We start from the raw sequence: 12,838 nt of genomic DNA, 5'->3' as shown, positions 1-12,838 counted from the left end.
CGGAGAGTGTTCTAGGAACTGTGTCTGACAAAACTTGTTATATCAGATTATGGCACAAGCTAAATCAAAAACCAAAGCCTCCGAGTTTGACTTCGAGGCCTACCGCACTCAAGTTGTCCAGGGACTTATCAAAGGCCAAGCCCTTACGGGGCAAGATGGGCTACTTAAGCCCCTCATCGCTCAGTTTATCGAAGCCGCCTTGGCCGCTGAGATGGACGACCACCTGGCTGACGAAGCACAGCGAGGCTTGACGAACAAGCGCAACGGACAGTTGACTAAAGAGGTGCAGACCACGCTCGGTGCGGTTGACATCGACTACTCGCGCGACCGTGCCGGACGCTTTGAGCCCGTTACGGTGCGCAAACGTAGTCGGCAACTCGCCCTGGGTTTCGAAGAGCAGATCATTGAACTCTACGCTTCCGGTTCTTCTTTGGAAGATATTACCCGAACGCTGAGCAAGCTCTATGGTGCTGAGATGAGCACGGCTCGTATCTCGAGCGTCATCAATGCGACCTGGCAGACGGTCGAAGACTGGCACAGGCGGCGCTTGCCAGCCTGCCTAGTCGTACTATTTATCGATGCCATTCATATCGATGTGCGTCGTGAACACGGGGTAGCTAAAGTGGCCCTTTACGTCGCATATGGGATTACTTTGGAAGGCAAGCGTGAGGTAATCGGTCTTATCCCTGGTCAGGGCACCGAGGGCGCCGTTGAGTGGGCGCGCTGTCTAGAGTCGTTCAAACAGCGCGGGCTGGAGGACGTACTGATTACTTGCAGCGACGGCCTGGCGGGACTCAAAAGTGTGATTGCACAGACATGGCCACAGACGCAAATCCAGCGCTGTGTCGTCCATAAGATCCGCAATACCTTCCGTTTACTGGATGACAAGGACTCTAAACAGGTCCTGCGTCAACTAAAAGAGGTTTACAATGCCGTTAACGAAGCCGAGGCAAGCCGCCGGTTGGAGGACTTCGGTAACTACTGGCAGGGTAAGTATGATCTAGTGGTTGCACTTTGGCGCAAGGACTGGGACGAGCTGATGACGTGTATGAAGCTGAGTCCGGCGTTGAAGAAGTTAACCTACACGACCAATGCGATCGAGAACCTTAACCGTGAAATCCGGCGAGTTGTCAAAACGAAGGGCGCCTGGCCGAACGACCGATCCCTGCTCATCCAACTCTATCACTCCTTGGATCGCAAACGCGATAGCTGGAATAAGTCCGTGCTAGGTTGGTCGAGTATCCACCGCGAACTATGCGAAACGTTCGGGGAACGGTACACCAAGCATTTTAATTGATCACCAGACACAGTTCACTGAACACTCTCCAGCACGAAACAGCGGCAGCACGAAACAGCGGCAGCGTGAAACAGCGGCAGCACGAAACGGCGGCAGCACGAAACAGCGGCAGCCAAATCGTTAATCACTATTCACTAATCGTTAATCGTTACTCAGTAAGCCCGCGCATCACTCCCCTCCATATAATTCACGAACGCGCGGTTCACCACCTTGAAGCCACCCGGCGTGGGGTAGTTGCCGGAGAAATACCAGTCACCATTGTTGTTGGGGCAGGCTTTGTGGAGGTCGGGGATGGTTTGGTAGATCACGTCCACCTGCGGGATGGTGCCTTTGGGCGTCATGATGCGGGCGATCTCGGCGCTGACGTCGGCGTAGTCGAACTGGTCGTAGAGCTCTTTGACGACGTTAACCATCTTTTCCTTGGGCTTCTCCAATTCCTTGAGGGCCTTGCGGTAGACCTTGTCCATCAACTTCTTCTTGCCCTTCGCCTTGAGGAGGTTCTCCATGGCGCGGAAGGCCACGAACTCGCCCATGCGGGACATATCGATGCCGTAACAATCCGGGAAGCGGATCTGGGGCGCGGAAGAAACAATGATGATGCGCTTCGGCTTGAGGCGGCTTACGATCTTGATGATGGAATCCCGCATCGTGGTGCCGCGGACGATGGAATCGTCGAGTAGCACGAGGGTATCGACGTTATCCTTTACGATGCCGTAGGTGACGTCGTAAACGTGGCTCACCATATCGCCCCGGCTCTGGGTATCGGCGATGAAAGTGCGGGCCTTGCCGTCCTTGACGACGATCTTTTCGTTGCGGACTTTCGTATTTAGGATCTTGTTGAACCCGTTCTTGCCCTTCTTCTGGCGTTTGGCGATCTCCTTCTCTTTCCAGTCGGTGAGCTCCTGCTCGAGGCCTTCGATCATGCCCATGTAGGCCGTCTCGGCGGTGTTGGGGATGTAGCTGAAGACGGTGTTGTTGAAGTCGTAATCAATCGCTTCGGCGACTTGGCGGGCGAGGAGGCGGCCGAGGTCTTTCCGCTCCAGGTAAATGTCGCGGTCAGTGCCGCGGCTGAAGTAGATCCGCTCAAAGGAGCAGGCGGCGCGGGGGATGGGCTTGATGAAGCGCTCCATCGTGACCTTACCGTCCTTCTTAATGATGAGGGCGTGGCCGGGAGTGACTTCCTTGATGGATTCGAAGGGCACGTTGAAGGTCGTCTGCAAGGCGGGCCGTTCGGAGGCCACCGCTACGAATTCCTCGTTTTCGAAGTAAAAGGCGGGGCGGATGCCGGCGGGGTCTCGCATCACGAAGCCGTCGCCGTGGCCGATCATACCGCCCATGACGTAACCGCCATCGAACTTCTTGCTGGCCCGTTTAAGGAGGCGTTGCACGTCGAGTTCCTTGGCGATGATGTCGTTGATCTGGATGTTGGTGTAGCCATCCGGCTTGTGCCACTGGTGGATGCGCTGCACCTCGTCGTCGAGGAAGTGGCCGATCTTTTCGAGTACCGTTACGGTATCGGATTTTTCCTTGGGGAACTGGCCGAGTTCGACGAGTTCCTGGAAGAGTTCGTCCACGTTCGTCAGGTTGAAGTTGCCCGCGACGATGAGGCAGCGGGTCTTCCAGTTACTCTGGCGGAGGAAGGGGTGGCAGGTTTCAATGTCGTTGCTGCCGTGCGTCCCGTAGCGGAGGTGGCCCATCATCAGTTCCCCGGTGTAGGGGAGGTTCTTTTTGAGGTAGTCGCCGTCCTGCAGTTGCTCGGGCGTCAGCTCGTCGAAGCGGCGGTAGACGCCCTTCCAGAGGTGGTCGAGGTAGTTCTTGTCGTTACTCCGTTTGCGGCTAATGAACTTCTTGCCGGGCGGGTGGTCGAGCTTGATGGTGGCGATGCCGGCGCCGTCCTGCCCGCGGTTCCGCATCTTGCGCATGAGCAGTTGGAGGCACTTGAGGCCGTGGATCGGCGTCCCGTATTTTTCCTGGTAATAACTTAACGGTTTGCGGAGCCGGACCATGGCCAGGCCGCATTCGTGGTGGATTACGTCGCTCATGTAGTAGTCTGTAGTCTGTAGTCTGTAGTCCGTAGTCGGTCTCCAGGCTCGCTCATCTAGGGTGCAAAGATAGCTTAACGTTGCGGGCTTTAGACGGGTTGATTGTTCACATTGTCACTTGTGAGATGTTAGGAATTTGGGCGCTCCCGCGGGTGCGAGGTTTTGGGGGAGGAGCGGGGGAAAGGGGGTGACCGGGCTATTCTTCCCGCCTTAAGACTCAACGGTAGCCCCACCGGTTTTGTAACTTTAGGCTACCCTATTACTGAATCTGAACACCTTTCGTTATGCGTATCGCCTTACTTGGCTTATTCGTCCTATTGCTTGGCACCTGCGGCAGCGCCCAAACCACCTACCCCGCCCCGTACCTCCCCGCCTACCAGGAAGTGACCCTCGATATTCCGCACGTTTTATCGGGACGGATAAGTGGCTTACCGGATAGCCTCTTGGGGAACCTCAAATTGGACGTGTACACGAGCTCCTTCTCAAACGGCACCCAGATTTCCGAAGAGGTTGCTTTAGCGGAGGATGGCACCTTTAGCTACCCGCTGCCGGTCAGTTACCCACTGGCCGATCTGTACCTGCAAATAGGTGAGTTGTTCTTCGAAGGCTACGTGCTCTCCGGCGATTTGCACGTTGAGATGGCGTACATCGCCGCTACGGAGGAGGACGACGCTAAGCTCACGGTTACCAAACTCTCCGGCGAAAGCGCCGACCTGAGCGCCGGCTACCTGGCCATTTATGATAGCATCGAATTGAGGCCATACCAGTACTATAACAGTAACGGTATTACTACCGCGTTCGATGAGGATTTACCACTGGAAGAAAAGCTCCGCAAAATTGATTCGTTGTACCAGGACCGGTACGACACCGAAGAACCCGCCCTAAAAAAGGCGCACCCGCTCGCGGCGGAATACTGGCGGAATTCCTTCAAAGGGGCCCATCTCTACTTCATCGTTTCCGCCTACCGTAGTTCGGAGGAACCCCTCCCGGCGGACCTGCAAAAGCGCGTTCTGGCGTTCGTGCCGCAAGTAATTAACCACGAAGGGACGGCCTTTTACAGAGGCCTTTACTACCGACACGCAAAACGACCGGAGGATCCGGATGGCAAGCCACTGCCTGAGGAAACTATGCTGGAGGCCAACGCAAGAACCCGTGCTGCCGTGGCGCAAGACTTTGGTGTAAAAAATACCGACCTCTTTAAGATCTTCCCTTCCAGCAACGACCCGTACGAGCACAAGGCCTACATCGACGCTACCCTCCCGACCGTCACGACACCGTGGGTAGCGGCAGAAATGGCTGCGGAGCGGGATCGGCTAGCGGCCAAAATCACTCTACTTGAATCCGCAAAGGATATTCAGGCCACCAGCCAAACCCTCGGTGATTTCGCCCGCCTAATCGACTCCACCGATTACAACGCCAAACGCTACTTTCAGGACAACAACCAGTCCGCCGCCACCCTCGTTGCCAACCTCCGCGCGGCCTTCCCCGGCAAGTACCTCTACCTCGATCTGTGGGCGACCTGGTGCGGGCCCTGCGTCGGGGAATTCCCCTCCAGCCACGACTTGCACGAAGCAGCGACGGATCTACCCGTCGAGTTCATCTACCTCTGCGCCCAGTACGGCAAAACGACTGAGGGTAAGTGGAAGGAACTCACGGATAAGTATAAACTCGCCGGCACCCATTTACTGGTGGACCGGGAGCTCCACGACGAGTTGCTGAGTCTGTTTAACAGCACGGGTTACCCCACTTACGTACTGATCTCACCCGATGGGGAAATGAACCTCAACGTTGGCCGCCCCTCCGGCCTGACACGGGAGAAACTGCGGGAGGCGCTCACCAAATAAGTAGCCGCACATCTTCTTTAGCCCCGCGTTATCTTTACCGACCAACTTATTCCCATGCGTCACCAGTACTTCCTCCCCTTCCTTCTTTTAGCTCTTCTCACCACCGCGGCCTGTACACCTAAAGCTGCTGACGTCCCCGCCGAAGAAGGCCCCGTCACTACTGTGCACCCTCCCAGCCCGGGGGATGACCACGTCGTGGCCACGCCGGTTGCCGGCCTCGGTAGTGCCATCCCGAACGATTTCGGCGCGGCCATGTACGCGCCCTCGGCGGACGTAACGGCCGAGCAAATCCTATCCAGCATCCGCGACGCCCACCCGGGCAAGGCGCTCTACCTCGACCTCTGGGCCGTTTGGTGCATGCCCTGCATCGGCGAATTCCCCGCCAGCAAGGCCCTCCACGCGGAGACGGCCGGCCTGCCCGTCGAATTCGTCTACCTCTGCACCTCGTCGAAGGGCACCCAGGCACGGTGGGAATCCATCGTCAAGAGCAAGGAGATCCCCGGCACCCACGTCTTCGTGGATCGCCTCACGCACAGCAAGATCATGCAGTCGTTCCGCAGCAATTTCTACCCCTTCTACGCTATCGTAAAGCCCGACGGCACTTCGGAGCGGGACGTTAAGCGCCCATCTCAGCTTAACCGGGCGAAGATGGAGCGATTGATCCAGTAGGTTTAGCGGAAGTTCATTTGGGCGCTGGCGCGGGTGCGGAGTGATGGGAGGTAGAAAATGAGGGCTACCGAAGTTTATCCACTTCCGCTTCGGCGGATTCGCCCCCTAACCAATCGATGCGGTAACTACCATTGCCTTTTACGAGAATCCGTGCAAACCTGACGGTTTCATTTACCTCGGCGGGCGGTACGGCTTCGGTGATGATTTTCCCATCTCCAATCTGGAAGCGGAAAGATTGTAAATCGCCTACTTCAATCATGCCATCCGGGCTGATGGGTACCATTTCGCCGTTCTCCCTTTCCACGTTCAATTTCAACTTCGTCTTACTGAAGTGAGAGCTGGCCACGTAAAGGCTGGACTTTCCGCCGGCGGCCTCCCTTGCACTATTCTCGGAAATGAGTTGGCCAGAAGCCAGGTCGTAATCGAACCAGGTGATCTCACTCTTTTCTCGTATTTGATTGAAGGCGGCTGCCGTTAGCCCACCGAGTAGCCCGAACGCTCCGCTCATGGCAGCCACGCTACCGCTTCCCTCGTAGCGCGAGGTGAGGAAGTTGGGTGGGATCATCGTGTAAAAGCGACCGTCCTCCATTTGCCGAAGGTTGTAAAAGTTCCCGTCGATGAGATTGATCGCAGTCTGGCCTTCGTATTGCACGCCCCAGATTCCCCGAAATTCGGATTTATCCAGGGTTTCCGGACGATCGAAATCGAGTTTGCCAAAACCCTGCTCCTGATCGTCCGTATAGATGGTCTTTTGGTGGCGCATTTGAATGTCGTGCGTCGTATCCACCGCGCCGGCCCGGAAATCCATGTAGGTGTGGAAGATACCGTTGGGTAAGTCACTTGCTCGTATTTCCGAAATGGGGTACGTGGACCGTACGGAGGTAAGTTCACTTTTGGCCAGATGGGTTCCCCCTTCTTCAGCCGTAGCGATAGCGGAAAGTTCCGTCACCACTACTTTCAATAGTTCCGCAATTTCCCGGGGGGCACCCTTACGGATGACTCCACCACCGGTTTGCATTTGTACGTGACGTACCGGCCCGTACGCCAGGTAATCACCATCAGGCTGCGGGATAAGCAGCTCGGCTTCCAACTCTACTTTGATTCGTACGGCTGAAAAACCGATCTGCTGATTGGCCGTCAGACCGGTAATACGCAAGACGGCTTCCGGCGCTTGCTGGTTCTGGATCGTCCGGCTCAGTAGGTCGTTGAAGGACCAGTTCCTCCCCTCTCGCAAAAACAGTAGGTAAGGCGTATAGTCGAGCCCCCGGTACCCAACGCCAAGCGGCGCAAAGTCGTCTCCCAAACTAATGATCTCCGTAATACGGTGAGGGACTTGTACCAGATTGAGCTTGGTCCGGTCGAAGCTGATCAGGAGCTCGCGGTCTACTTCCTGGGCGGTGAGAGAGGAAGTATAGCTTATTAGGAGGAGAAGAAAAAGCCAATAGCCTTGTTTCATCAGTGTAGGGTTAGGTATAAAAGTTAGGCACTGCAAATTACGGAGGCTACCCAACTATCCCCAAATCAGGTATGCCCCATAATATTTACGACAAGTGTCGTAAAATACTTGCACAACTACTACACGAGTCGTAGTTTTGTACATGGCTGATAACTATTTACCCTCCGACGCCGAGTTAGCCCTCCTCCAAGCCCTGTGGGAGGGGCCTGAATCGACCGTACAGGAAGTCCACGATTGGGGCAAGCGTACCGGACGCGAAGTAGGCTACACCACCGTCCTCACCCAATTGCAACGGATGCACCGCAAGGGTCTCGTTTCGCGTAAGCGGGACGGAAAGCAACATCGTTACTCCGCCGTAACCGACCGGGCAACTACCGAAGCGGCGCTCGTGGAGAAGCTTTCCCGCACGGCCTTTGCAGGCTCTCCCATTCGGCTGGCCATCCGGGCCTTAGGTAATGACAAGCCAACGGCGGAAGAGCTCAACGAACTGGAGCGTTGGATCGCCTCGCAAAAAGATCAGCCATGAATGCACTCCTCACCTCCCCCCTCCTGGAGGGGCTGGCCACCAGCCTGCTCCACTCAATCTGGATCTTCACCCTCTTGATTGGAAGTGGCTACCTGCTCTCAGGGCTGTCCAAGACGGCAGCGGGACGCCACTCGGTTTACGTGGCTACGCTCGTGAGTCTCCCCCTCGTTTTCGGCGTAGTATTCCTTTCGGCGTGGTGGTCCGCAGCGGAAGCCTGGTCGGAAGCAGCCCTGTTGACGGAAAGCGTAGGCAGGGAAGCCACCCTAACCTTGACGAGCAATCTGGAAAAGCTCGGCCTGAATTTGCGGGCTGGTTGGCAAGAATATTTATCGATCATTTACCTGGCAGGTTTATTGATCTACCTGAGCCACGGGGCTTACCGTTACTGGCAGACCATTCTGGCCAGGCGCGGAGGCTTACTGCCCCTGCCAGCGTCCCGGCTTGCCTTTACGGATTTGAAAGCAAAAATGGGCGTCAGCCCGGAAATCCGCTGGCAACTTAGCAACCGGGTACTGGAAGTGTTGACGGTTGGCATCTTTCGCCCCGTGATCCTCTTCCCGGTTGGCCTGCTGAATAACCTCACGGAAGAGGAAGTACTGGCCGTCCTCCGGCACGAGCTGATGCACATTCGCCGGAACGACCCGGTCTGGAATGCCGTCCAGGAACTGACCGTCAGGTTATTCTTCTACCATCCGCTGGTCCACTGGTTATCCAGCCAAATCGATCTTGAACGCGAGTACGCTTGTGACGACGCCGTCACACCCCACACGGGGAAGGCCGTTTACGCCCGGGCGCTCTTGCGCGTAGCACAATTTTCTTTATCTCCTAAACAACCCTTTACCATGGCCGCAACCGACCAACAAACCTTTACCCAGCGCATTCAGCGCTTATTCTCGCCGAAGAGCGCTGCCGCACCCTTCACCGGCTTCACCCGCCGCCGCTCCTTCCTACTCGCGGCGCTGGCCATCGTCCCGCTTTGCCTTACCCTTGCTTATGGTTCTACCGGGCCCAAGCAAGAGTTACTGACGGCCCTCCCGACTACGGGTGCCTCGCCAATGGCGGAACGGGTCCTCACCGGTACGATAGTCGACGGTACCACCAAGAAGCCGCTCATTGGGGCTGTCATCGTAGTAAAAGACACTGAGGTGGGGAGCATCACAGACTTTGACGGTAATTTCTCCATCCGCATCCCAGATGGCGACCAGAAACTGGTCATCTCTTACGTGGGCTACGAAACGTTGGAGTTGTCGGCTCCAACGGAGAATTCCGCTACGAATGTCTTCATGTTTCCGGAGGAAGAGGGTGCCGGTTCGGGAAGTGCCACGTTCACTCCAAGTGATGGGTCAGCCATCACAATCAAAACCACGCCCAACAGTTCGGAAGAGCCATCAATGCAGGGTATCCTCTGGGTAGTAGACGGCAAAATGATTGACGCCGCGGAAGGGAAGAAGATCCAGCCCGACGAGATTGAGAGCATCGACGTCATCAAGGGCAAGGACAAAGTCAAGGCGCTCGGTTTTGGCACCGACCACGACAGAGCCATCCTGATCAAACTAAAGCAGTAGGGCTAGTGGCTACCGTTGCCCGCAATAGCAGTACTTCGCCGTTAAACACCTAAAACCTTACGCACAAAAGCCCCAACCACTTAACTGTGATTGGGGCTTTTAAGTAAGTCGGGTTAGACTCAGATCTTAACCACTTCCGCGTTGATCGGGTAGTCATTCAGGATGCGGTTGGTGAAGGCCATGTGGCCACGCGGGACGGCGAGGTAAAGCTTGCCGTGCTTGAGTTGAGCGATGGTGGAAAGGAGACGCCATTTGGTGACCAATTGGCGTTCGTCGCCCGTTTTCATGCCTAACTCGAAGTAGGACTTGCGGCCGTTCACCTCACCGGTTACGTCCGGAATAAAAAACTCTTCGGTATCCTTACCGCGGCGGATCTTGGCGGGGGTTTCGTAACCTTCGGCGTTGGCACAAATGTTTTCGAAACCTTTTTTCTTGACGATCTTCTCGAGTAGCTTCTCGATCAGGTCGGCGTCTTTCTGTTGTCCTTCGGTGAGAATTCCGTTTTCCATGTGTCTTGGGTGGTTTGTTGCTTGAGTCAAATAAGCGGGCGGTCTGCAAAGTCGCGCCGGGTGAAAGTGAAGTTCGCGGGGGAAAGATACTACAGCCTCCTCGAGAAGGATTTGGCAACAGTATGCTAACTAAAAATAAACACCCCGGCACTCCGGATAGTTGAAGTGGGAGACCGATAAAAGACGTCAAAACATCCACGTCACCCTGCCCGGCGGTCATTCCGTCACCCATTTTGCTACGGGATAGGGTGAGAAAAGAACTAAGCCAAACTGCCTAAGCACTTTGGTTCAGGTATATATTTACGCGAACTTAAATTTCGATGCATGTCCGATCAACGCCCCTGGTTAGCGCAGTACCCCGCCGGGATCCCCGCCAATATTGACACCTCCCCTTACCCCGCCCTCAAAGACCTTCTGGCGGCCTCTACCAAAAAGTACGCCAACCGGGTAGCCTTCCACTGCATGGGAAAGGACCTGACCTATAAGGAACTGGACAAGAAATCAACCGCCTTCGGGGCCTACCTCCACTACCGGGGCCTTCAGCCGGGGGATAAAGTGGCGCTGATGATGCCCAACCTGTTGCAGTACCCCATCGCGCTACACGGCATCCTCAAAGCTGGCCTGGTGATCGTGAATACGAACCCACTCTACACGCCCCGGGAGATGAAACACCAGTTCACCGACGCCGGCGTGAAGGGCATTCTCATTGCCGAAAACTTTGCGGCTAACCTGCAACAGATCATTAAGGATACGGAGATCAATACCGTCATCACTACGAGCATCGGTGAGCTCCTCGGCTTCCTGAAAGGTGGCATTACCAACTTCGTCGTACGCAACGTGAAGAACATGGTGCCCAAGTACGACCTACCCGGCGCCGTCACGTTCTCTACTGCCCTCGACGAAGGGACGAAGCACGAACTTCCACAATTTGAGGCCAATCCCGACGATACGGTTGCCCTTCAGTACACTGGTGGCACCACCGGCGTCTCTAAGGGCGCCATGCTCACCAATAAGAACCTCGTTGCCAATGCCCTCCAGGCCAAAACCTGGCTCGCCTCCAAAATGGAAGAGGCAACGGACGGCCGGCTGCTCTGCCCCCTGCCCCTCTACCACATCTTCGCGCTCTCCGTCAATTGTTTCGGGCTCTTCACCCACGGGATTGCCAACGTGTTGATCACCAACCCGCGGGATATGTCCTCACTCGTCAAGGCCTTCAAGGATAACAAGATTGCCGGCCTCACCGGGGTTAATACCCTTTTCAACGGTATGCTCAATAACCCGGGCTTCCAGAAACTGGACTTCCGCCACCTCCAACTCGCCGTTGGGGGCGGGATGGCTGTGCAGCGCCCCGTCGCCGAAGCCTGGCAGAAACTGACGGGCGTCCCCCTCAGCGAAGGGTACGGCCTGACGGAGGCCAGCCCCTGCACCAACATGAACCCCCTCAACGAAAACCAACGGATTGGCACCATCGGCCTCCCCATGTCCAGCACCGACATGCGCATCTGGAATGAGGACGAAAACCGCGTCGCCACCTCCGAGGAACGGGGCGAGATCCAGGTCAAAGGCCCCCAGGTCATGAAGGGCTACTACAACCGCCCGGACGAAACCGCCAAGGTCATGCAGGACGGTTGGCTCAAGACCGGCGACATCGGCATGATGAGCGAAGACGGCTTCTTCCGCATCGTCGATCGTAAAAAGGACATGATCCTCGTCTCCGGCTTCAACGTCTTCCCCAACGAGGTGGAAGACGTCATGGCCGGCCACCCCAAGATCCTCGAGTGTGCCGCCGTCGGTATCCCCAGCGAAAAATCGGGCGAGGTCGTCAAGCTCTTCGTCGTCAAAAAGGACAAGTCCCTCACGGAAAAGGAGGTCACCGAATACGCCCGCGAGAACCTCACCGGCTACAAGGTGCCCAAGGCCATCGAATTCCGCGAAGACCTCCCCAAATCCAACGTCGGCAAGATCCTCCGCCGCATGCTCCGCGAGTAATCCCGAATTAACACGCCAGACCCTGAAAGGGTCCCCATAAGCCCAGGGTCCCAAGGTCCGCAGGACCGACGACCCTGGGCTTTCGTGTTATTACCACATTGAGTTTTCGAAATAAACCTTCGAGGTGATATTCCATGATGAGGCTTTCTATTATGGATTTTCGCGTCCTTTTTACCTAGCATCTCCCAATCACCCCGCACCCGCGCGAGCGCCCAACTCGTCCCGCATTATATCGGGAGCAGCGCCCTACTCCTCCTCCCCCTTCGGGTGCTCAAAAAACCAAAAGATCGTCTTCCCATAATTCCGTTTCTCCACGCAGCGCGGGTCATCCGCAAAATCATGGTGGGGGTTGGTTTCGAGGACGAAGAGCCCGCCCGGCGCCAGTAAGCCCGCCGCAAAAACGAGATCGGGGATCTCCGGGATGTTGGGCAACGGGTACGGCGGCCCCGCAAAAATGTAGGTATAAGGCTGCCGCACCGGCCGCTTGATGAACTGAAATACGTCCATCCGGAAGATCTTGATGTGCTCCTCCTCGCCCAGGGCTGCGATCGTGCGCTCGACAAATTTGACGGCCGGGCCGTGCTTATCTACGTAAGTCACGTCCGTGCACCCACGGCTGAGGAACTCGTAATCGTGGGAACCCGTCCCGCCAAACAGATCGAGAAAGCGCTGGTCCTCAAAGTAAAACCAGTTGTTCAGCACGTTGAACAGGCCTTCCTTGGCGTAGTCCGTCGTGGGCCGCGTGGGCCATTTATCGGCGGGGGGGCTGAAGCGGCGGCCTTTGTATTTTCCGGAAATGATGCGCATAGCTGGAGGTGTTGGGTAAGAGGAGGGGCGCTAAGATAATGGTGAGTTGCAAGTGGCGAGTTGCAAGTGGCGAGTAGCGCACTCGACACTCGCTACTTGACACTTGCAACTCGACACTCGCAACTATCTTCGCG

Annotated in this window: 10 protein-coding genes; 6 read left to right on the top strand and 4 right to left on the bottom strand. The window is 56.2% G+C overall.

All coding sequences use genetic code 11. The annotated features are described in order from the left end of the window. Nucleotides 1-49 precede the first annotated feature (49 nt). Nucleotides 50-1,297: an IS256 family transposase gene (locus A3850_RS08375; RefSeq protein ID WP_068215548.1), complete on the top strand. Its 1,248-nt coding sequence runs from the start codon at nt 50-52 to the stop codon at nt 1,295-1,297. Between the two features lie 152 nt (nt 1,298-1,449). On the opposite strand, the gene A3850_RS08370 is transcribed toward A3850_RS08375, so the two are convergent. Further along, entirely contained in the window at nt 1,450-3,339 is a 1,890-nt protein-coding gene (locus tag A3850_RS08370) for an amidophosphoribosyltransferase (protein ID WP_068215547.1), read from the bottom strand. A gap of 284 nt (nt 3,340-3,623) precedes the next feature. Here A3850_RS08370 and A3850_RS08365 point away from each other — a divergent pair, with 284 nt between their 5' ends. After that, complete coding sequence (locus A3850_RS08365; protein WP_068215545.1) at nt 3,624-5,183, top strand: TlpA disulfide reductase family protein; 1,560 nt, start codon at nt 3,624-3,626, stop codon at nt 5,181-5,183. 54 nt (nt 5,184-5,237) lie between these two features. Beyond that, on the top strand, nt 5,238-5,852 hold the full coding sequence (locus tag A3850_RS08360) for a hypothetical protein (RefSeq protein ID WP_068215544.1): 615 nt from the start codon (nt 5,238-5,240) through the stop codon (nt 5,850-5,852). A gap of 64 nt (nt 5,853-5,916) precedes the next feature. On the opposite strand, the gene A3850_RS08355 is transcribed toward A3850_RS08360, so the two are convergent. After that, a complete protein-coding gene (locus tag A3850_RS08355) occupies nt 5,917-7,308 on the bottom strand; it encodes a hypothetical protein (protein ID WP_068215542.1) in 1,392 nt (463 codons plus the stop codon). A gap of 142 nt (nt 7,309-7,450) precedes the next feature. Here A3850_RS08355 and A3850_RS08350 point away from each other — a divergent pair, with 142 nt between their 5' ends. Both A3850_RS08350 and A3850_RS08345 read left to right on the top strand, forming a co-directional pair. Then, a complete protein-coding gene (locus A3850_RS08350) occupies nt 7,451-7,834 on the top strand; it encodes a BlaI/MecI/CopY family transcriptional regulator (protein ID WP_068215541.1) in 384 nt (127 codons plus the stop codon). Further along, complete coding sequence (locus A3850_RS08345) at nt 7,831-9,399, top strand: M56 family metallopeptidase (RefSeq protein ID WP_068215535.1); 1,569 nt, start codon at nt 7,831-7,833, stop codon at nt 9,397-9,399. Before A3850_RS08350 ends, A3850_RS08345 begins: the two co-directional genes overlap by 4 nt. A gap of 119 nt (nt 9,400-9,518) precedes the next feature. Here the strand turns inward: A3850_RS08345 and A3850_RS08340 are convergent, their stop codons facing one another. Beyond that, nucleotides 9,519-9,908: a hypothetical protein gene (locus A3850_RS08340; RefSeq protein ID WP_068215533.1), complete on the bottom strand. Its 390-nt coding sequence runs from the start codon at nt 9,906-9,908 to the stop codon at nt 9,519-9,521. 324 nt (nt 9,909-10,232) lie between these two features. Here A3850_RS08340 and A3850_RS08335 point away from each other — a divergent pair, with 324 nt between their 5' ends. Then, nucleotides 10,233-11,897 carry an AMP-binding protein gene (locus A3850_RS08335; RefSeq protein WP_068215531.1) on the top strand — a complete coding sequence of 555 codons (1,665 nt, stop codon included), beginning with the start codon at nt 10,233-10,235 and terminating at the stop codon, nt 11,895-11,897. Nucleotides 11,898-12,143: 246 nt separating this feature from the next. Here A3850_RS08335 and A3850_RS08330 read toward each other — a convergent pair whose 3' ends face one another. Next, a complete protein-coding gene (locus A3850_RS08330; protein ID WP_068215529.1) occupies nt 12,144-12,704 on the bottom strand; it encodes an RsmD family RNA methyltransferase in 561 nt (186 codons plus the stop codon). Between the last annotated feature and the right edge of the window lie 134 nt (nt 12,705-12,838).

It is taken from the genome of Lewinella sp. 4G2 (genome assembly GCF_001625015.1).
Taxonomy (GTDB): Bacteria; Bacteroidota; Bacteroidia; order Chitinophagales; family Saprospiraceae; genus Neolewinella.
The sequence above is the reverse complement of the archived record's forward strand: the minus strand, read 5'-3'. Positions and strand labels throughout refer to the sequence as shown.